The following is a 20,315-nucleotide window of genomic DNA, read 5'->3' as shown; positions in this document are numbered from 1 at the left end:
ATTGCAAACGCCGTCGAATAGAATAATGTCGAACCTATCTTGGATTCTCATCGGATGATCTGAACAGTTCCTTTGAGTTTTTGCTCCTGTTGGGTTGGATCCAACACGTCAAATTTTACAGTTGCTGTATAGAAATATGTACCTGAGGGCAATTCATTTCCATTTTTATCTGTACCATCCCATCTGATATAGATGTCATTTTCATTGGAGGATAGACTGTTGTAGCTGAAAACTTCCACGCCCCATCTGTTGACGATAAATATTTCTACTCCTAGTACAAATCTCGGACATTTGGCAAAAGGATTGTCAAAAGCCATAAAAGTCTCGTTGATGCCGTCTCCATCAGGAGTAAAGGCATTTGGTAAGAAATAGCTAGGGCAATTGTCTACACAAACAATATTGCTAGGATCACTTTCATTTCCTGATCTATCTACCGCTGTGATGTAGTAGCATCCTCTGTAATTTGAAAGGTCCTTGATTAAGGCATTTCTCTCAAATGCAGAATAAGTACCCACAAATTCAAACCGGCCTTCTTCACCTTCTGAAGTAAAGTATAATCTAAATGCGCTTAATTCATCATCACAAACACCGCTAAAATCAGGTTCCCAACTCAATTCATGTTCAAATGAATTGGTGCCACAGCCTTTGTCTGAAAGGTATTCAACACATTCAGGCCCCTCGAATACCAAAACAGGAGGACATGGTAGCCTGTCATCATCCGGTCTTGCGCAGATGATCTGGGATTTGTTTTCCAAAGGATATTCAATTTGATCTACATTATAAGCTCCTTTTGTCACTACATAATAGCAATATTCTATATCCTTTTTCAATGTGACGCCATTGTGTCTTCCATCGTCGAAATAGGTAAATCCTTCGACAGTTGGATCAACTTCAGCGATCAGCTCAAATGTATTTTCATCCAAAGCATCTGGATCATTTCTGTTTCGGTAGACTTCATGTTTGTATTGTGAAATGGAGTTGTTCCATGGGGTATTGAATTGCCATTTCAACTCAATGGCCTCATTGATGATAACCAGATCCAACCTTACAGAAGAGGCTGAACTTGAACTGTCGATTGTTGTAGTGTTTTCTTTGAGTATTACCTTATAATTGTAAACCAGGTTTTCGGTATTCAATCCCGTATCGGTAAATGAGGTGTCAGAGGTGCTGATCACAGAAACCCTGTTTTGGTTTCCTGTAAAGCCGTTGTTTCTTAAAAGTTCATAAGTGAACGGACCGGGGAATTGGGTTCTGTCAATATCGTAAGGTGGGGTCCATCTTACAAAAATCTGACCCAAAGCAGGATCGGTAGCCTCTACACTAACATTGGTAATTAGGGGTACATCCACGTCGATGGTGACACAGATCTCCTCTGATACAATACTTTCTCCTGATCTTGGGCTTGGGAATCCTGCCACCAGCCTGTAACAATAGGTGTTGCCCGGTGCAAGGCCTTCTCCCATATTGGTATCAAGGAAATCAAAAGTATTCATATCCGTAGTTCCGACCAATTCATATCCTGCCCGTATCCCTGTTTCACAGGAATCAGGCTCATAAGGGTCAGAATTGATCCTTCTCCACACCTGCATGGTCTGAGCCGAACTGCTACATGCATAAGGAGACCATTCTATATTGACCGATCTGCCTTGCTGTTGTTCTACATTTTCAAGAACTGGAGGTGGGCCGATTATTTTTATATTCCATGTTTTGATGTCCACCAAGGCAGGGCCAGATCTGGGTTGGTCTGTGATTCTAATCCTAACTTGATATTCCCTTTCCCTGATATGACTACAGATAGTCTGCCATTCAAAATTAATCACTCCCGGTGTAGGTTGGTATACTGAAACCGGAGCATATGTGGCCGGAGAACTTAATATTTCAATTGGATCTCCAAAGACTTCAATCTTGATGGGATCGCCATCTGGGTCAGATCCTTGGATGACTTCTTCTATTTTGGTTCCTGCGATCACGCAAAGGTCATCCGGAAGGATCAATACAGGTCTTTTGTTATTCGAATTTTCTATAATGATTTGCATATCCCTTACGACGTAGCCAATCAGTTGCCATTCCCCGGCGATTCTCCTGTATTCATTGATTCTCATGGCTACGTTGTATTGTCCGGCGAGACCTGGTGCATCCCAAACCAAATCACCTGTTATTGGGTCAACTGTCAAAAATGGGTTTGGAGAACCGTCTTCTCTATTAAAGCTGAATTCGGAAGTAGCAGGGCTCCTATAGTTATTTACCGGCCTTTGGAATGCCTGCTTTGGGATGTCCAAGGTATATGCCAAGCTATCCCCATCAGGATCATAAGCTCCAGGATTGTGGATAAACCGTCTGTTTACAGCCCCATTGTCCACTGGGGGGATGGTCAATACAGGAGAATTATTTACCCCGATAAATGGATCAATGGTAATCTGTGTTTCTACATAAAAAGGAGTTTCAACAGAATTATCCATGTTTAAGGTGAGGTCATTTCTATTGAATTCCCTAAACCAAATAGTATACCTGCCAGGACCCTGAAATGTATGTTCGATTACAAATGTGTTTTTCTCGATTTGGTTTCCTAAATTTTCTACAGTCACGAAGTCGCTTTCTGTATTCAAACTGACCTGCCTTCCATCTCCAAAATTGATATCACCGGGGCCAAAAACGACACTGGATCTTGTATCAGTATATCCCACCACAGTGATTTTGTATGTCAGTGTCTGGACAGATACCCGCTCGGCTGTAATTTCTCCTGCACGGATGTGCGTGGCAAATGCCTGGGAGGCAGAAAGGATTAAAATACAGAGGGAAAAGAAAAATGAATATTTGAATTTCATGTAAGTCGGAATTTGGTCATCAAGATATACGAAAATAAATAAATCAGGATGAAATTATATACTTAAATCAAACAATAAAAATAAACAGATGGTTAATCATGTGTTCCAAAAAAACGAAAAGAAGCAGCTTTAATTGTCTATTTAGAATAATTTAAAATAAGTTCAATCGATTGCTCTTGGATTGTTTGCTAACCTTTCCAAATGTAAATTTGGCGAGAAAGTTTAAAAACCTATTTTCAATCGAACACTTAAGAAAAATCATATGAGTTGGGTATCAAAAACCTTAAGCAGCACCTTGGGCAGGAAATTATTAATGGCCCTGACCGGATTGTTTTTAATATTATTCTTGGTTGTCCATCTTGTCGGTAACCTTCAGCTCTTACTTCCTGACAATGGAGAGTCCTTCAATCTTTATGCAGACAGCATGGCACACAACCCCCTCATCAGGGTGGTATCAATAGGAAACTTCGCTTTTATCCTTCTTCACGTAATCTATTCTATTTTGCTGTCGAGACAGAATAAAAATTCAAGACCGATTGATTACGCAGTTAGCAAAGCATCTACCAACAGTTCCATGGCTTCTAGAAATATGGGGATTCTTGGTACAGTTATTCTGATATTTATTTTGGTTCACTTAAAAGGGTTCTATTATGAAATCAAATTCGGTGAAATGCCGATGGTAGACTATGAAGGAGTTACTTATAAAAATGTGTTTGCTATAGTAGCGGCAGCTTATTCCAATGTATTGTATGTTGTCTTTTATGTGGTGTCGATGGGATTCCTTGGGTTTCATTTGTCCCATGGTTTCGCAAGTGCTTTTCAGACACTTGGGCTTAACCACGTAAAGTACTCCCCATTGATCCAAAAAGTAGGTTTTGGCTTTTCGATCTTAGTACCGGCTCTTTTTGCCCTGATTCCAATCCTAATGTATTTCCAGTCACTTTGATAGGAAATGAATTTAAAATGAATGTAGAAAATTAAATCTGACCTAGATGATACTGGATTCTAAAACACCTGAAGGCCCATTGGCAGAAAAATGGACCAAGCATAAATTTAATGTGAAGTTGGTCAATCCGGCCAACAAGAGGAAATATGATGTAATTGTTGTGGGGACAGGATTAGCAGGTGCCTCAGCAGCGGCTTCTTTGGCTGAGTTGGGGTACAATGTCAAAGCCTTTTGTTTCCAGGACAGCCCGAGGCGCGCGCATTCCATTGCTGCCCAGGGCGGAATCAATGCTGCCAAAAACTATCAAAACGACGGGGATTCGGTATACAGGTTATTTTATGACACCATCAAGGGTGGTGACTACAGGGCAAGGGAATCCAATGTTTACCGTTTGGCAGAAGTATCAGTAAAGATTATTGACCAATGTGTGGCTCAAGGAGTTCCTTTTGCCCGTGAATATGGAGGTTTGTTGGCCAACCGTTCATTTGGCGGGGCGCAGGTTTCCAGGACTTTTTATGCGAGAGGTCAGACCGGACAGCAGTTGCTATTAGGTGCATATTCGGCATTGAGCCGTCAAGTTGCCAATGGAAAAGTGAAATTGTACCCACGTACCGAAATGATGGATGTGGTGACCATTGACGGTAAGGCTAGGGGAATTATCACACGAAACCTCATCACAGGTGCAATCGAATCCCACTCTGCACATGCAGTTTTGCTTTGTTCAGGTGGATATGGGAACGTATTCTTCCTTTCTACCAATGCAATGGGCTCAAATGTGACTGCCGCTTGGAGAGCACATAAAAAAGGAGCATTGATGGCAAATCCATGTTTCACACAGATTCACCCGACATGTATCCCGGTTTCTGGAGATCATCAGTCCAAGTTGACCCTGATGTCCGAATCCTTAAGAAACGATGGAAGGGTATGGGTGCCTGCTACTCAAGAAACCGCCGAGAAACTTAGAAAAGGTCAAATCAAAGCCAACGATATCAAAGAGGAAGACAGAGATTATTTCCTCGAGAGAAAATACCCTTCTTTTGGAAACCTTGTACCAAGGGATGTGGCTTCTCGAAATGCCAAATATGTATGTGATGAAGGCAGAGGGGTAAATGAAACAGGCGAAGCTGTTTTCTTGGATTTCAGAGATGCGATCAAAAGGGATGGGAAAGATACGATCAGTGCCAAGTATGGCAACCTTTTCGATATGTACCAGCAGATCACAGGTGAAAATCCATATGAAACACCAATGATGATCTATCCTGCGGTTCATTATACCATGGGCGGACTTTGGGTAGATTATAACCTGATGACCAATGTACCGGGACTATATGCCTTGGGTGAAGCCAATTTTTCTGACCATGGAGCAAACAGGTTGGGGGCTTCTGCACTGATGCAGGGACTTGCAGATGGTTACTTTGTGATTCCTTACACTATTGGAGATTATTTGGCACAGAATCCGGCAGGAAAAATCGGGACAGACCATCCGGAATTCCAAAAAGCAGAAAAAGAGGTTAAAGAGAGGATTCAAAAACTTCTCGGTATCAAAGGCGAAAAAACCATTGACCATTTCCATAAGATTTTGGGAAAAATCATGTGGGATTATTGCGGAATGGCTAGAACCGAAGAAGGTCTGAAAAAAGCCAAAGCGATGATCAAAGAGCTGAAGGCTGAATTTTGGTCCAATGTCAAAGTACTTGGGGACAACGAAGAACTCAACCAATCTCTTGAAAAAGCACATAGAGTTGCAGATTTCATAGAGTTGGGTGAACTGATGGTCGATGACGCATTGAACAGAAATGAATCCTGTGGTGGCCACTTCAGGGAAGAATACCAGACTCCGGAAGGTGAAGCACTAAGGGATGATGAGAATTTCGCTTACGTGGCCGCTTGGAAATACACAGGTGAAGGACAGGAAGAAGAATTGGTCAAAGAACCGTTGGTATTCGAAAACGTGAAGTTGACCCAAAGAAGTTATAAGTAAACCAGACGCATTTAACTCGTTAGAGATATGAATTTAACTTTGAAAATCTGGAGACAGAAAAACAACTCCGACAAGGGGGGATTTAAAGATTATCAATTGGGAGGTGTATCAAAGGATATGTCTTTCCTTGAAATGCTGGATGTACTCAATGAAGAACTTTCCGCTAAAGGAGAGGATCCGGTACATTTTGACCACGATTGTAGGGAAGGTATCTGTGGGATGTGCTCACTGTATATCAACGGAAAGCCCCATGGTCCACAGCAGACTACTACCTGTCAGCTACACATGCGTTCATTCAATGATGGCGAGACCATTACTATCGAACCATGGAGAGCAAAAGCATTTCCGGTATTAAAGGATTTGGTGACAGACAGATCAGCCTTTGATAGGATAATCCAAGCGGGAGGGTATGTGTCAGTCAACACTGGAGGTGTCCCAGATGCCAATGAAATCCCAATTCCAAAAACCATTGCTGATATGGCCATGGATGCCGCTCAGTGTATCGGTTGTGGAGCTTGTGTTGCTGCCTGCAAAAATGCTTCTGCCATGTTGTTTACTTCTGCCAAAGTTTCCCAATTGGCATTGTTACCTCAAGGGCAGGTAGAAAGAAAAACCCGGGCTGAGAAGATGGTAGCACAAATGGACTCAGAAGGGTTTGGAGCTTGTACCAATACCGGTGCTTGTGAAGCTGAATGTCCAAAAGGCATCAGTATTACCAATATTGCAAGGATGAACAGAGAATACTTCTCTGCCGTTGTAAGTAGTCAAAACGTTTGATAGCAATCATATAGCAATAAAACGCCGGCTTGTCCGGCTTTTTTTTTGCATTTTTGCGTGGGTACATCGGTGAAATTATATGAATTCTTTCTTTTAGACTAAATTAAATATTTGTATCTTTGAAAAATCATTTTAAATAAATTTTTTATCAGATATTAAGTAAAGAAAGAATGCATTACATAGACCTCGGCATCTTTGTCGGGTACATGTTGTTGATGCTTGGAGTGGGATATTACTTCATGTATCAAAACAAAAATCAGGAGGATTATTTTGTTGGTGGAAGAAATATAGGAAGCTGGCATATTGGACTGTCAGTGGTGGCCACAGATGTAGGAGGCGGGTTTTCAGTTGGACTCGGAGGGTTAGGTTTTGTAATGGGGATATCCGGTAGCTGGATGCTGTTTACGGGACTTTTAGGCGCTTGGCTGGCTGGAGTATTTTTGATTCCCCGTATCAAACAGGACAAAGCATTTTCAGGGTTTTATACTTTTCCGCAGATTTTCGAACATTTATTTTCCAAAAAAGTAGGCCTTGTGGCTGCTTTTATTTCCTTGATCGGTTACCTGGGATTTACTTCTTCACAGTTACTTGCAGGTGCGAAATTGGCTTCAGGTACATTTGACGGCCTTTCGCTTAACCAAGCCCTTGTTTTTATGGGAGCCATTGCAGTCATCTATACAGTTTTGGGCGGCTTGAAAGCAGTGATTTACACGGATACTATCCAATGGATAATTCTGATGTTGGGCTTTATTTTCATCGGATTACCTATAGCTTATTTCCATGTAGGAGGATGGGAAGTCATTCAGTCAACACTACCACCTGAGTTTTTCAGGTTGGATAACCTTAGTTGGCAGGACTTTGCCAATTGGGGTATTACAATTCTTCCAATATGGTTTATCGGAATGACTCTTTATCAGCGTATTTTTGCAAGTAGAGATGTCAAATCCGCTCAAAAAGCCTGGTTTATAGCAGGACTTTTCGAGTGGCCGATCATGGCATTTATGGGAGTGGCTTTGGGATTGTTGGCAAGGGTCGCTTTTGAACAAGGCTTGTTATTTCTGAGTATGGAGACGATGGATCCAGAGATGGGAATTCCCATTTTGCTCAGGACAATCCTCCCACCCGGAATTTTGGGTTTGATGATGGCTGCTTATTTTTCAGCAGTATTGTCGACTGCTGACTCCTGTCTAATGGCAGCATCAGGAAACCTTTCCACCGATATTTTTGGTAAATGGCTACGGTTTAAAAATGAAAAAAATCAGGTGCGGTTCAGTCAGCTATTTACGCTGATGCTCGGAGCTTTAGCTTTGATGATTGCGCTTCAGATGACCAATGTATTGGAACTGATGCTTTATAGCTATGCTTTTATGGTTTCTGGGCTTTTTGTTCCCATTATTTTTGGTTTGTTTACCAAAAATAGGAGTCCTGATGCTGCAATGGCCTCGATGGTATCCGGTGGGCTTATTACTCTTACCTTGGGTATTGTCGAATTGGAACTTCCATTTGGCCTTGATCCTAATTTCTACGGGATTACTGCAGCCCTGGGTGTCTATCTGCTTGTCTCTCAATTAAGAAAACCAAATAATCAAATCAAAATAAAAACTTATGCATAAAATCGAAATCCTATCTACGTTTGACCAAGCCACATACCTGCAAAAAAAAGAAATTGCGGATTTTCTATTTGTTCAGCTAGAACAATATGGAGATCCGTTCGATCATATTCTTAAATGCTTGGATTACGCTTTGGATCAGGCAGGGGATAAAGGGGGATATGTGGTCATGGTGAGGGAGAAAGGAGAAATAGTCGGTGCTGTGGTGGTCAACAAAACAGGTATGTCTGGGTATATCCCTGAGAATATTCTTGTTTATATTGCAGTAGATGCCTCACAGCGTGGAAAAGGAGTAGGCAAAACGCTGATGAAAACAGCAATTGAATTGGCGCATGGAGATATTGCCTTACATGTGGAACCCGATAATCCGGCCAGAAAACTTTATGAAAAACTTGGCTTTACAAATAAATACCTTGAAATGAGGTTAATAAAATAAGATGGCATTTTTGACTTTAAATAGAACCAAGCTTCAGGAAAATTTTTCTTACCTCAAGCAAACATTTGAGGAGAATGACATCTCCTGGGGAGTTGTATCCAAACTCCTTTGCGGAAACAGGAGTTTTCTCAAGGAACTCATTGCACTTGGTGTGACTGAAATCCATGATTCGCGGATCAGTAATCTAGCAAAAGTCAAAGAAATTTCTTCAGACATCCAGACTGTTTACATCAAGCCTGTTTCGAAAAGGAATATTCCTAAAATGGTCAAATATGCAGATGTGAGTCTAAACAGTGAATTGAATACCATCAGGTGGATTTCTGAAGAGGCAAAAACCCAATCAAAGAACCATAAAATCATTATTATGGTCGAAACAGGTGATCTTAGGGAGGGGGTGATAGGAGAACATATTGTGGATTTTTATGAGCAGATTTTTGAACTTCCAAATATTGATATCATTGGATTGGGGACTAATCTCAACTGTCTCAATGGGGTAATGCCTTCAACCGATAAATTGATACAGCTGTCGCTTTATAAGCAGATTATAGAATTGAAGTTCAATAAAAAAATCCCATGGGTTTCGGCCGGTACTTCCGTTACTATTCCATTACTTAAAACCCATCAACTTCCAAAAGGAATCAATCACTTTAGGGTAGGGGAGACGCTTTATTTTGGAGTGGATCTTTTTGAAGAAAAAGTGATACCCGGAATGCACGGCGATGTATTTGAACTCAATGCAGAAATAATCGAAATGCAAGAAAAGTCTTTGCTTCCCACAGGGACATTGGCATCCAATCCACAGGGTGAGATTATCGAAATAGATGAAAGTCTTTATGGAATGACCTCCTTTAGGGCAATTTTAGATATTGGATTATTGGATATCGATCCAAAATACCTTATCCCGAAAGATGATGAATATGAGCTATTAGGAGCAAGCTCCGATATGTTGGTACTAAATCTCGGGAGAAATCCTAAGGGATATAAAGTAGGGGACCTTGTCAAGTTCAACCTAAAATATATGGGGGCATTGGGGATTATGAATTCCAGTTACGTGGATAAAGTCATTGTTACTTGAAAACCTAAAATTCTTTCGCCTTTAGACTATTATTACCTGATAAGTCCTGCTTAGCTAGCTTTCGACAGAAAAAAAATCAGGATTTTTTATAGGATTATAGGTATTCGTCATTGATTTCAATCCAATAGCCATCAGGGTCTTTGATATAGATTTGCCTGATACCATCAGGACGTATATTTATCTTGTTTTTATTTCCCGGCCAGTCTTCATATTCTACGCCATGCTTTTTCAGATTGGAAATGATCACATCCATATCCCTAACGCTAAAGCAAATGTGGTTGATTTTGTTAATTGTAACAGGCTCCCAAGGCGCTTCTATGAGATGCATAGACAGATTATTTCCGATATTTAACCAGGTATGAAGCCCATCTTTGAAAGGTTCTTCAATTTCAGGAAACTGGAATATGTTTTTATAAAAATCACTGCTTCTTTTTAATTCTTTCACATACACTGCGATATGTGTGATTTTTGATTGTTGTGCCATAAGATTGGATTGGATAAGCGGCAAGGTGAAAACAATCAATGCCAATATGACCTGCTTTTTCATGGGACTTTGGGTTTTGTTTTTTTTGAAGTTACAGTTTTTATCAAAATTTTCCGATAAAATGTTCGAAGCAGATTTTTGAAGACAAAAAAAAAGGGGTTGATTAGACCCCTTTTTAAGTTCGTTCTCCTACTCTTTTTCTTCCACTTTTGCCTTAGAGGAGAAGGCCAGTTTTTCGGCCTCATCAAAAAGTCCCAAAGCTTGCAAGTAAACTTCATTGATATCATTGATTACCATGTAGAAGGCATTGTCATCATATATCTGTCTTCCCATATGGGCTTTCAGGAGCACTTTAAGGTAATCTTTTGACTTGTTAAAATCCTTCTCGTCAAATTTCACTTTGTTTCTTTCCCCTACCTTGACAAGTCCCTGTAGCATATCTTCAGAGATCTGGTATTTTTTATAGTAATCTTCGAAACTCATGCCATCGAATTTTTTCTTGTTCTTTTCAAGATAATCAAGGATAAACTCCCTTGAAGAATCGGAGTTGAAGAGCCTGTTCACATAAGCGCTCGCCATGGTAGTGTCAAGAGGAACAAAGAAATCGGGCATGATACCCCCGCCTCCAAAAACAGAACGTCCTGAAACTGTTTCGTATCTGAGGCTGTCATTGAATTTTATGCTGTCCGCAGAGAAAAATTCTCCATGCTCAAATCTGTTTGTAAAATCTTTGCTGTAATCTTCATCAGCTCCATAAGGTTTTTGGATGGACCTTCCGGAAGGTGTATAATATCTGGCAATGGTCAGCCTTAACTCTGCACCGTCTGACAAGTCAATCGGCATTTGTACCAATCCTTTTCCAAAGGACCTTCTTCCTACTATCAAGGCGCGGTCATTATCCTGCAAAGCCCCTGCAACGATCTCAGACGCAGATGCACTGCCTTCATTGATCAAGACAATCACTGATCCATCTTCAAATAAACCCGGTTTTACGGCGTAAGCTTTTTGATTGTACCTGTTTAATTTTCCTTTTTGGGAAACAATCAATGAATTTGAATTCAGGATTTCATCTGCGATATTTATCGCTGCTCCCATATATCCGCCAGGATTGTTTTGAAGATCCAGAATGAGTTTTTTCATTCCTTTTTCTTTCAGTTCAGTCACAGATTTTTTAAATTCTTCGTGGGTAGTTGCCCCAAACCTTGTCACTTTGATATAACCTACTTCATCATTTACCATGTAGGTTGCATTAATGCTGTATTGTGGAATCTTATCCCGGATTATATTATAGGTGATAAGATCTTTTTGGTTTTTTCTTTTGATATCCACATCCACCTGACTGCCTCTGGGACCTCTCAATAGGTCAAAAACATCACGGTTGGTGATTCCAGTGCCTGCCACTGTTTTTCCATCCACATTGATGATTTTGTCTCCGGATTGGATGCCAAGTTTCTCAGAAGGCCCACCTGTCAAAGGAGCGACTACGTATATGGTGTCTCTGATTATTCCAAACTCCACTCCTATCCCATCAAATTCCCCATCCAATTCGGATTTCGCCAAAGTGGCATCCCTTGCGGGGATGTAGGTGGAATGCGGATCAAGTTTTTCCAGCATTTTTTCAATACCAAATTCTACAAGTTCATTGGTATTGACGCTATCAACATAATCCCTGTTGATGTAAGTGACTATTTCCTGAAGTTTGTATATAGCCGCTTTGAGGTCATTTGTGTCACTTTTTGGTTCTGCAAAAGTGGCGCCTATCCAGATTCCGGCAGAAATGGCCAAAGCCAATATCAATGGCAATCTGATCTGTTGTTTTGTATTTTTGATTTCGCTCACGTTATCCTCCTGTTTGTAAATTCAAATTTTCTTAATGGAATGAAATTATTCCAAATATACCATTAAACTGAAATTTGGGTCATTTCGTTTAGATAGATGCAATAAATTCATTTTTGGCGAATACTCTAAGTGTAATTGGTTAAATTAACTTAATTTTGCAAAAATGCTAGATTCCAAAGATATCGAAAAAAGCCCCATCAAAGAACTTGTTTCAGAGAATTATGTCTTTGCTGCAGTGCTGCATTATTTTGGGATCAGTTTTTTTCAATATGAGCATAGTTCCCTTTTGGAGGTCTGCAAAAAATTCAAGATCAATCCCCAACAACTGGTTGACGAACTCGAATCCTGGGCAAAGATAAAAGAACCAACCTCAGAGGAGCTTTATCTGCATCCTATTGAAGTCCTAGTGGCATATCTCAAAAGGAAGCATTATTTTTTTGTAAGGCAGGAATTGCCTTTTTTGTCAAATATGATTTCAGGAATAAAAATAAATGACACCGCATACTCAGGGATTTTGGCAGACCTGAGGATCATGTTTCCTCTTTTCGTAGATGATTTTATCCACCATATCCACGAAGAAGAAAGCCGTCTTTTCAATAGGATCAAATTGCTCCATGAAATTGAAGCAGATGAGTACCGTGTCAATGATGCGCTTCAGATTTTGGAAAAAAGTCCTGTTTCTTTGCTTTCCGAAGCCCATGATGCCCATGATGATGAGATGGAAGGAATCAGGAAGCTGACAAAAGATTACTCTTTACCTGAAGAAGCACCCATCAGTATGAAGGTGCTTTATAATGAATTGCAGGTTTTTGAAAAGGAATTGAGTGTGCATGCCCAAATTGAAGACCAGTTGCTTTTTCCCAAAGCAATAGAGCTGGAAAAAGAAGTATTGAGAAAAATCAAAAAGAAAATCCGCAATAACTGATGGGTAGGATTTTAGCCATTGACCTGGGAACAAAAAGAACAGGTATCGCAGTCACAGATCCGCTCAAGATGCTCGCCAATCCTCTTGAAATGGTTGAAACTCCTAAACTTATTGATTTTCTGACTGCTTATTTTAAAAAAGAAGAAGTAGAAACCATTGTACTTGGTTATCCAAAGCATCTTGACGGCAACCCTAATGAGATGACTCCCAAAGTCATCAGTTTCAAAGACAGACTTTCAAAATTATTTCCTGACAAAAAACTTGTCCTGATTGATGAGCGTTTTACTTCCAAAATGGCCATGCAGACGATGATAGCCATGGGAAGCAAGAAAAAAGACAGAATAGAAAAGGCAGGCAATCTCGATAAAGTAAGCGCTGCCATCATCCTCCAATCTTACCTTGAACAAATATGATTTACCCAATTGTCGCCTATGGAAACCCAATCCTTAAAAAAGAGGCAGAAGAGATCCATGAAGGTGAAAACATCAATGAACTCATCCATGACATGTTCGCTACCATGGACAATGCCAGCGGAGTCGGTTTGGCTGCTCCCCAAATCAATAAAGGAATCAGACTTTTTGTGATTGACAGTACCTTGATGCTTGATGAAAAAGACGAGGAAAAAGGAATCAGAAGGGTTTTTATCAATCCTATTATTTTGGATGAATATGGGGATGATTACAGCTTTGAGGAAGGCTGTCTAAGTATCCCGGATATCCGGGCGGATATTATCCGTCCCGAAAAGCTCACTTTGGAATATTTTGATGAGAACTGGAATCTCAAAGAAGAAGAATTTTCAGGTATGACCGCCAGGGTTATCCAGCATGAATATGACCATCTTGAAGGAATCCTTTTTATAGATTATCTCAAAGGCCTCAAAAAAAGGATGGTTCAAAGCAAACTTGTTGATATCAGTAAAGGGAAAGTTTCCACTGATTACCGTATGGTTTATCCTCTGAAATAAGATTCATTTACCAAATTTCTCCTATGATTTCAAATTCTTTGAAAGTAGCCTTGGTTCAAACTGACCTGTATTGGAAAGACAAAACCGCAAACATGGCGATGTTGGAAGAGAAGCTGTTGAACTTACAGAGTGGGATTGATCTGATTGTTCTCCCCGAGATGTTCACCACAGGTTTTACCATGGATGCCAAAGAAGTGGCCGAACCCATGAATTTTACCACCACCAAATGGATGAAGCAAATTGCAGCACAAACCCAAGCAATGATAACCGGAAGCATTGTCATCGAAGAAAAAGGGAATTATTACAACCGCCTACTTTGGGTCAGTCCTGATGGGAAAGTTGATTTTTATGACAAAAGACACCTATTCAGAATGGCAGACGAGGATGCGCATTATGAGATGGGTAAAGAGAGGAAAGTTTTTGAATGGAAAGGTTGGAGAATCATGCCGCAGATTTGCTACGACCTTCGATTTCCGGTATGGTCTAGAAATAAGGTCAAGGATGGAGAAATGGAATACGATATAGTCCTATATGTTGCCAGTTGGCCTAGCCCCAGAATCAGTGCCTGGGATATTTTGTTGAAAGCCAGGTCAGTAGAGAACCTTTCGCATTCGATAGGTGTGAACAGGATCGGCACGGATGGAAATGGTATCTCCTATTCAGGACATTCTGCAGTATACAATTTCAAAGGAGAAACTTTGGTTTTTGCTGAGACCAAAGAAGAGATCTCATATGTTGATCTGGACCTTATTTCCCTTCAAGAATATCGAATGAAGTTTCCTGCTTGGATGGATGCCGATGGGTTTGATCTGTCTGGATTTTGATAGGTATTTACCATTAATTACAACCAAAAGGCCTACGATTTTCCAATCCTTTTCGATGATTTCCCTTTGACAAAGTCACCCTTTGAAACCGCGATAATTTCCTTAATTTAGCCGAAATTTTGAAAGAGGCCAAAGGTATTTTGGAGATATCCATTAAAATCTGAAAGCATTTTATTCTTAGGGCTATTTCATTTACCAATTGTTACACCTATCTGAATTTATTTTAATGACCACAAAAACAGCCAAAATTCTATATACGCTGACTGACGAAGCTCCTGCTTTGGCTACTTACTCCTTGTTACCTATCGTCAAAGCATTCACTGATTCTGCAGGAATTGTGGTGGAGACCAGGGATATTTCTCTGTCAGGAAGGATAATAGCGTTGTTTCCTGAGTATTTGAAGCCCGATCAGCGGATCAATGATGATCTATTGGAATTGGGGAATATTGCTACTTTGCCTGAGGCAAATATTGTGAAGTTACCCAATATATCTGCTTCCATGCCTCAGTTGAAAGCAGCCATCAAAGAATTGCAGGGTTTGGGATATGCACTGCCTGGTTATCCGGATGATCCAAAAAGTGAGGAAGAAAAAGCTGTGAAAGCCAAGTATGATAAAGTGAAGGGTAGCGCTGTAAACCCGGTATTGAGGGAAGGAAACTCTGACAGGAGAGCTCCATTGGCAGTAAAACAATATGCCAAAAACAATCCCCATAGTATGGGTAAGTGGTCAGCGGATTCAAAAACCAATGTAGCAAGTATGGGCCATGGAGATTTTTATGGAAGTGAAAAGTCAGTCACTTTGGAAAATACCGAATCCATAAACATTGAACTGCATACTAAAGAAGGAAAGGTAGTCAAGCTGAAAGAAAAGCTTGCCCTGCAAAAAGGAGAAATCATTGATGCCTCAGTATTAAGCATCAAAGCCCTGAGGGAATTTCTACAGGCACAAAAAGAAAATGCGAAAGCCTCCGGTGTTTTGTTTTCACTTCACTTGAAAGCTACGATGATGAAGGTTTCCGACCCGATTATTTTTGGTCATGCCGTAAAGGTCTTCTTTGCTCCTGTCTTTGAAAAACACGCAGCAATTCTGAAAGAAATTAGTGTGGATGTTAATAATGGTTTTGGAGATTTGGTTTCCAAAATTTCCTCCCTTCCTGAAGAAAAGAAAAAAGAGATTGAAGCTGATATTGAGGCTTGTCTGGCGGCTGGTCCGGAATTGGCCATGGTTAACTCAGACAAGGGAATCACAAACCTTCATGTACCTAGCGATGTCATTGTCGATGCGTCTATGCCTGCGATGATCAGGAGTTCAGGCAAAATGTGGGACCAAAATGGTAAATTAAAAGACACCATAGCAGTTATACCTGACCGTTGTTATGCAGGGATTTATCAGGAGACAATTGATTTCTGTAAGAAGCATGGAGCTTTTGACCCGGCAACTATGGGTAGTGTCCCTAATGTTGGTTTGATGGCACAAGCCGCGGAAGAATATGGTTCGCACAATAAAACCTTTGAAATTGAGGCAGATGGAATTGTGAAAGTCGTGACTGAGTCAGGCGCCACATTGATCGAACATGAGGTAGAAAAAGGAGATATCTGGAGAATGTGCCAGACCAAAGATGCTCCTGTACAGGATTGGGTCAAGCTGGCTGTCAATCGTGCAAAAGCTACCGGAGTCCCTACTATATTCTGGTTAGATGAAAAAAGAGGCCATGATGCTGAAATTATCAAAAAAGTAAATAAATACCTTCCAAATTATGACACCAAAGGATTAGACATCAGAATCCTGACACCTGAAGCAGCCACAAGATTTTCTTTGGAACAGATCAAGGCAGGAAAGGACATTATCTCTGTGACAGGAAATGTGTTAAGAGACTACCTGACAGATTTATTTCCGATTTTGGAATTAGGAACAAGTGCCAAAATGCTGTCAATCGTTCCATTAATGAATGGTGGAGGTCTTTTTGAAACAGGCGCCGGGGGTTCTGCACCAAAACATGTTGAGCAATTGATTGAAGAAAACCACCTCAGATGGGATTCATTGGGTGAATTTTTGGCTTTGGCAGTTTCTCTGGAGCATTTAGGTGATACTTTTGCCAATAATAGGGCAAAGGTATTGGCAGAAACTTTGGATCAGGCCACAGGCAAATTCCTTGAGAATGACAAATCCCCGTCCAGAGATGCGAAAGAATTGGACAACAGAGGAAGTCATTTCTATCTGGCCATGTATTGGGCAGAAGCATTAGCCAAACAAAGTAAAGACATGGACTTGAAAACCAAGTTTGGTCCAATTTCCAAGGAACTACAGGAAAATGAATCCAAGATCGTATCCGAACTGAACAATGCCCAAGGGGTGAAGGTTGATATTGGTGGCTACTACAAGCTAGATGAAGCAAAAACCTCAGCCGTAATGAGACCAAGTAAAACCTTCAACGATATCTTGGTAAAAATTTGATTTTGACCAAAATTATTGAAAAGCGGCTTTGGCCGCTTTTTTTTTTGCCTCCTTCTCTTTTAGGCAGGTGTTTTAATCTTAATCAAAAGATCATTTGAAAAATTATGAATCTGATTATCAGAGATTTGATTTTTGGCATTTTTTCGCAATCGATTGTATTTCGATGTTATTTTAAAATGTTCATTTTCAAACCTTTAAATATTTTGGGGAGCAAGATATATTTGGTAAATTTAACCCATTAAAAGTGTTGATTATTTCAAAATAAATAGATTTTAAACTTCAAAAATTCCTTTTTGCATACTAAGCAGTACAACAATAAATAAAATAACTATGAGCAAAATTAAAGTAGGGATCAACGGTTTCGGAAGGATCGGTAGATTGGTTTTTAGAGCAGCACAAAATAGAAGTGATGTTCAGGTCGTGGCTATCAATGACCTAATCGACGTAGATTACATGGCTTACATGCTGAAATATGATTCAACCCATGGCAGATTTGAGGGAAGTGTTGCGGTGAAAGATGGGAAATTGGTAGTGAATGGAAATGAGATCCGCGTCACTTCCGAAAAGAGTCCTTCAAATTTAAAGTGGGGAGAAGTAGGTGCCGATTATGTAGTAGAATCTACCGGTATCTTTCTTACCAAAGAAACTGCACAGGGACACATTGATGCCGGTGCCAAAAAAGTAATCATGTCAGCACCTTCCAAAGATGATACCCCTATGTTTGTAATGGGTGTAAACGAAGGTTCTTATACTTCAGATATGGTATTTGTTTCCAACGCTTCATGTACTACGAATTGTCTTGCACCAATTGCCAAAGTATTGAATGACAATTGGGGCATAGAAGAAGGCTTGATGACAACTGTTCATGCTACTACTGCCACACAAAAAACTGTAGACGGTCCTTCAGCTAAGGATTGGAGAGGCGGAAGAGGTGCTGCACAAAACATCATCCCTTCATCCACAGGTGCCGCTAAGGCAGTTGGAAAGGTAATTCCTGAATTGAACGGTAAATTGACCGGTATGGCGTTTAGAGTTCCTACTCCAAATGTATCGGTTGTAGATTTGACTGTAAGGTTAAAGAAGCCGGCCACTTACAAAGAAATTTGTGCCAAAATGAAAGAGGTTTCTGAGACTTCTATGAAAGGTATACTTGGATACACTGAAGATGCGGTGGTTTCTACAGATTTCAATGGAGATCCAAGAACATCGATTTTTGACGCTGAAGCTGGAATCCAATTGAGTGATACCTTTGTGAAAGTAATTTCTTGGTATGACAATGAGTGGGGATATTCCAACAAAGTCGTTGACCTATTGACCTATATCGCAGGTAAAGCCTAATCGGAACTTGCTTTGCAAAAACGGGCTGTCTCCAATTTGGGACAGCCTTTTTTGTTGGATATTTTGCCCTCTTCTTAATGTTATTGCGTAATTTGAGTAAGCTTCGGCATTAAAATAAACCAAAATAAAATCTTGCAGTTAGTCTTTATATGGATCATTATTTGCCTTTATTTCCTTTGAAACTTGTGGCGTTTCCCGGTGAACAGTTGAATCTTCATATTTTTGAACCAAGATACAAGCAACTCATTGAAGATATTACAGCTACAAAAGGCACTTTTGGTATTGCGGTTTACTTAGACAAACTGATGCCATTTGGCGCTGAAGTCGAATTGGAGGAGGTGTCAAAAGTGTATGAGGATGGGAGAATGGACATCAAAACGCGGGGCAAAAGAATATTTGAGATGCTTTCCTTTGAAAACCCGATGAAAGACAAGCTATATGCAGGTGGGAATGTTGTCTTTTATGAAAATGACCCAAGGGTAGGGGAAAGTCAGTATGCAGAATTTATTTTTTATCTCAAAGAGCTTTTTAGACTTATGGAATACCAGGCTGAGATTGTACCCCTTCAAATCAACTCATTTACTTTTGCTCATAAATTGGGTTTAAATCTCACTGAAGAATATGAATTGTTGCAGATGACCAAAGAATCGGATAGAATCAAATTCCTGATTGGTCATATGTTGAAGGTTATCCCTGTCTTGAGGGATATTGAAATAGCCAAAAAGAAAATCCAAATGAACGGACATTTCAAAAACCTTGAACCTTTGGATTTTTAAGGTTTATAATCTCGTGATATTGTCCTTTTTGACAAAAGCGACCTTTTCCCCCCAGCTTACTTCATACCACACGTCTTTGGTCGATTTGATGATAACTCTATGGCCTGGCTCTACAACCTGAATCAGTTTTCCTCCAGCTGTCGGTTGGTCCATGATTAGCGTAGGGCTGCCGGTTACGATTCCTGTTTTGGGCTCTGATAGAAAATTATTGATAACAAAAACCAATATGATCAAAACCACAGTGGGGAGATAATACCTTGGTTTATCTGCTTTGGTTCTAAAAACAAACAGCAGGATCAGTGACAGAAAAAGTAAAAATGAAAATGTTCCCGAAAGTTCCGACTGGAAATCTGAAACAAACTTAAAAAGCCTGTCACTATCATCAACTTCATACCCAATCAGATTGGTTTGTTCTGTAAGCGTCTTGATTTTGGTGATTACCCGTTGATTTGGATTTTGGTCATAATATTTGGCCAAAAAGAAACTTGCGCTAGAGTAATCTCCCTTTCCTTCTGAGATAAAAGCCATCTTCAAAAGCATTGCGGGAGAGAAAGTTTCTTCATTATTAAGCAAGTCTTCGTAAACTAACATTGCTTCTTGGTAATTCTTGGTAGAAAACAAAGAATCTGCTTTTTGAAGCTTGGATATATTGGCCTGACAATTAAAGCTTTGTAAAAAAGCGAATAAAAATATTATAAATTTTGTAAGAAAGATTCGGTTTAGGTTTGGCATTTTAAATTCAGAGGCTTAAATTTGCACTCCAATTACGGGAATGATTTAAAAAAAAACAAATCAATTCGTAACTGATTATCGGTCTTGATAACGTTCAGAAAGATAAAAAAATAGTCTAGCTCCTAATCCCGATAGCTATCGGGACGGTAGAGCAAATATATGATTCCGTAGCTCAGCTGGTAGAGCAATACACTTTTAATGTATGGGTCCTGGGTTCGAATCCCAGCGGGATCACTGAGAAACCAAAGGGTTTGTCAAGACTGATTGAATAAGTTCGGGGTGTAGCGTAGCCCGGTATCGCGCCACATTTGGGATGTGGAGGTCGTAG

General features: G+C 40.1%; 17 protein-coding genes and 1 tRNA gene. 14 read left to right on the top strand and 4 right to left on the bottom strand.

Features of this window, described 5'->3' with window-relative positions; all coding sequences use genetic code 11:
• Positions 1-47: 47 nt before the first annotated feature.
• Positions 48-2,825, bottom strand: a complete 2,778-nt coding sequence (locus ACZFYI_RS03410; RefSeq protein ID WP_462522722.1) for a T9SS type B sorting domain-containing protein — start codon at positions 2,823-2,825, stop codon at positions 48-50.
• A 262-nt stretch (positions 2,826-3,087) separates the two neighbouring features.
• On the opposite strand from ACZFYI_RS03410, the gene ACZFYI_RS03405 reads away from it, so the two are divergent.
• From ACZFYI_RS03405 to ACZFYI_RS03380, 6 genes are all read left to right on the top strand, one after another.
• Complete coding sequence (locus ACZFYI_RS03405; protein WP_462522721.1) at positions 3,088-3,771, top strand: succinate dehydrogenase cytochrome b subunit; 684 nt, start codon at positions 3,088-3,090, stop codon at positions 3,769-3,771.
• Between the two features lie 46 nt (positions 3,772-3,817).
• The gene (locus ACZFYI_RS03400) at positions 3,818-5,752 is read left to right on the top strand and encodes a fumarate reductase/succinate dehydrogenase flavoprotein subunit (RefSeq protein WP_462522720.1); all 1,935 of its coding nucleotides are present in this window, start codon (positions 3,818-3,820) and stop codon (positions 5,750-5,752) included.
• A gap of 27 nt (positions 5,753-5,779) precedes the next feature.
• A complete protein-coding gene (locus tag ACZFYI_RS03395; RefSeq protein ID WP_462522719.1) occupies positions 5,780-6,529 on the top strand; it encodes a succinate dehydrogenase/fumarate reductase iron-sulfur subunit in 750 nt (249 codons plus the stop codon).
• A gap of 170 nt (positions 6,530-6,699) precedes the next feature.
• Positions 6,700-8,142 carry a sodium:solute symporter family protein gene (locus ACZFYI_RS03390; RefSeq protein ID WP_462522718.1) on the top strand — a complete coding sequence of 481 codons (1,443 nt, stop codon included), beginning with the start codon at positions 6,700-6,702 and terminating at the stop codon, positions 8,140-8,142.
• The gene (locus tag ACZFYI_RS03385; RefSeq protein ID WP_462522717.1) at positions 8,135-8,575 is read left to right on the top strand and encodes a GNAT family N-acetyltransferase; all 441 of its coding nucleotides are present in this window, start codon (positions 8,135-8,137) and stop codon (positions 8,573-8,575) included. Before ACZFYI_RS03390 ends, ACZFYI_RS03385 begins: the two co-directional genes overlap by 8 nt.
• 1 nt (position 8,576) lies before the next feature.
• On the top strand, positions 8,577-9,650 hold the full coding sequence (locus tag ACZFYI_RS03380; RefSeq protein ID WP_462522716.1) for an alanine racemase: 1,074 nt from the start codon (positions 8,577-8,579) through the stop codon (positions 9,648-9,650).
• A 94-nt stretch (positions 9,651-9,744) separates the two neighbouring features.
• Here ACZFYI_RS03380 and ACZFYI_RS03375 read toward each other — a convergent pair whose 3' ends face one another.
• Both ACZFYI_RS03375 and ACZFYI_RS03370 read right to left on the bottom strand, forming a co-directional pair.
• Positions 9,745-10,197, bottom strand: a complete 453-nt coding sequence (locus ACZFYI_RS03375; RefSeq protein WP_462522715.1) for a VOC family protein — start codon at positions 10,195-10,197, stop codon at positions 9,745-9,747.
• A 126-nt stretch (positions 10,198-10,323) separates the two neighbouring features.
• Positions 10,324-11,973 (bottom strand): S41 family peptidase, encoded by a 1,650-nt coding sequence (locus ACZFYI_RS03370; protein ID WP_462522714.1) that lies wholly within the window; start codon positions 11,971-11,973, stop codon positions 10,324-10,326.
• 163 nt (positions 11,974-12,136) lie between these two features.
• Here ACZFYI_RS03370 and ACZFYI_RS03365 point away from each other — a divergent pair, with 163 nt between their 5' ends.
• The 7 genes from ACZFYI_RS03365 (at position 12,137) to ACZFYI_RS03335 (ending at position 19,255) form a co-directional block, all read left to right on the top strand.
• A complete protein-coding gene (locus tag ACZFYI_RS03365) occupies positions 12,137-12,898 on the top strand; it encodes a hemerythrin domain-containing protein (RefSeq protein WP_462522713.1) in 762 nt (253 codons plus the stop codon).
• On the top strand, positions 12,898-13,311 hold the full coding sequence (gene ruvX, locus ACZFYI_RS03360; RefSeq protein ID WP_462522712.1) for a Holliday junction resolvase RuvX: 414 nt from the start codon (positions 12,898-12,900) through the stop codon (positions 13,309-13,311). Before ACZFYI_RS03365 ends, ruvX begins: the two co-directional genes overlap by 1 nt.
• Positions 13,308-13,862, top strand: a complete 555-nt coding sequence (gene def / locus ACZFYI_RS03355) for a peptide deformylase (protein WP_462522711.1) — start codon at positions 13,308-13,310, stop codon at positions 13,860-13,862. Before ruvX ends, def begins: the two co-directional genes overlap by 4 nt.
• 23 nt (positions 13,863-13,885) lie before the next feature.
• Positions 13,886-14,686 (top strand): amidohydrolase, encoded by an 801-nt coding sequence (locus ACZFYI_RS03350; protein ID WP_462522710.1) that lies wholly within the window; start codon positions 13,886-13,888, stop codon positions 14,684-14,686.
• A 226-nt stretch (positions 14,687-14,912) separates the two neighbouring features.
• Positions 14,913-17,141: an NADP-dependent isocitrate dehydrogenase gene (locus ACZFYI_RS03345; protein ID WP_462522709.1), complete on the top strand. Its 2,229-nt coding sequence runs from the start codon at positions 14,913-14,915 to the stop codon at positions 17,139-17,141.
• 330 nt (positions 17,142-17,471) lie between these two features.
• On the top strand, positions 17,472-18,479 hold the full coding sequence (gene gap, locus ACZFYI_RS03340) for a type I glyceraldehyde-3-phosphate dehydrogenase (protein ID WP_462522708.1): 1,008 nt from the start codon (positions 17,472-17,474) through the stop codon (positions 18,477-18,479).
• A gap of 149 nt (positions 18,480-18,628) precedes the next feature.
• Positions 18,629-19,255, top strand: a complete 627-nt coding sequence (locus ACZFYI_RS03335) for an LON peptidase substrate-binding domain-containing protein (RefSeq protein WP_462522707.1) — start codon at positions 18,629-18,631, stop codon at positions 19,253-19,255.
• Between the two features lie 3 nt (positions 19,256-19,258).
• On the opposite strand, the gene ACZFYI_RS03330 is transcribed toward ACZFYI_RS03335, so the two are convergent.
• Positions 19,259-19,846: a hypothetical protein gene (locus tag ACZFYI_RS03330; RefSeq protein ID WP_462522706.1), complete on the bottom strand. Its 588-nt coding sequence runs from the start codon at positions 19,844-19,846 to the stop codon at positions 19,259-19,261.
• Between the two features lie 302 nt (positions 19,847-20,148).
• On the opposite strand from ACZFYI_RS03330, the gene ACZFYI_RS03325 reads away from it, so the two are divergent.
• Positions 20,149-20,221, top strand: a tRNA-Lys gene (locus ACZFYI_RS03325).
• The last annotated feature ends 94 nt before the right edge of the window (positions 20,222-20,315 follow it).

This window comes from Aquiflexum sp. (assembly GCF_977115555.1).
This window is presented reverse-complemented; position numbering and strand designations above follow the sequence as displayed.

Excerpts from the sequence above, each read along its gene's own strand:
- ACZFYI_RS03380 (WP_462522716.1), top strand. The coding sequence starts at position 8,577 with ATGGCATTTTTGACTTTAAATAGAACCAAGCTTCAGGAAAATTTTTCT.
- gap (WP_462522708.1), top strand. The coding sequence starts at position 17,472 with ATGAGCAAAATTAAAGTAGGGATCAACGGTTTCGGAAGGATCGGTAGA.
- def (WP_462522711.1), top strand. The coding sequence starts at position 13,308 with ATGATTTACCCAATTGTCGCCTATGGAAACCCAATCCTTAAAAAAGAG.
- ACZFYI_RS03375 (WP_462522715.1), bottom strand. The coding sequence starts at position 10,197 with ATGAAAAAGCAGGTCATATTGGCATTGATTGTTTTCACCTTGCCGCTT.
- ACZFYI_RS03390 (WP_462522718.1), top strand. The coding sequence starts at position 6,700 with ATGCATTACATAGACCTCGGCATCTTTGTCGGGTACATGTTGTTGATG.
- ACZFYI_RS03405 (WP_462522721.1), top strand. The coding sequence starts at position 3,088 with ATGAGTTGGGTATCAAAAACCTTAAGCAGCACCTTGGGCAGGAAATTA.
- ACZFYI_RS03410 (WP_462522722.1), bottom strand. The coding sequence starts at position 2,825 with ATGAAATTCAAATATTCATTTTTCTTTTCCCTCTGTATTTTAATCCTT.
- ACZFYI_RS03335 (WP_462522707.1), top strand. The coding sequence starts at position 18,629 with ATGGATCATTATTTGCCTTTATTTCCTTTGAAACTTGTGGCGTTTCCC.
- ACZFYI_RS03365 (WP_462522713.1), top strand. The coding sequence starts at position 12,137 with ATGCTAGATTCCAAAGATATCGAAAAAAGCCCCATCAAAGAACTTGTT.
- ACZFYI_RS03395 (WP_462522719.1), top strand. The coding sequence starts at position 5,780 with ATGAATTTAACTTTGAAAATCTGGAGACAGAAAAACAACTCCGACAAG.
- ACZFYI_RS03330 (WP_462522706.1), bottom strand. The coding sequence starts at position 19,846 with ATGTTAGTTTACGAAGACTTGCTTAATAATGAAGAAACTTTCTCTCCC.
- ACZFYI_RS03350 (WP_462522710.1), top strand. The coding sequence starts at position 13,886 with ATGATTTCAAATTCTTTGAAAGTAGCCTTGGTTCAAACTGACCTGTAT.
- ACZFYI_RS03400 (WP_462522720.1), top strand. The coding sequence starts at position 3,818 with ATGATACTGGATTCTAAAACACCTGAAGGCCCATTGGCAGAAAAATGG.
- ACZFYI_RS03345 (WP_462522709.1), top strand. The coding sequence starts at position 14,913 with ATGACCACAAAAACAGCCAAAATTCTATATACGCTGACTGACGAAGCT.
- ruvX (WP_462522712.1), top strand. The coding sequence starts at position 12,898 with ATGGGTAGGATTTTAGCCATTGACCTGGGAACAAAAAGAACAGGTATC.
- ACZFYI_RS03385 (WP_462522717.1), top strand. The coding sequence starts at position 8,135 with ATGCATAAAATCGAAATCCTATCTACGTTTGACCAAGCCACATACCTG.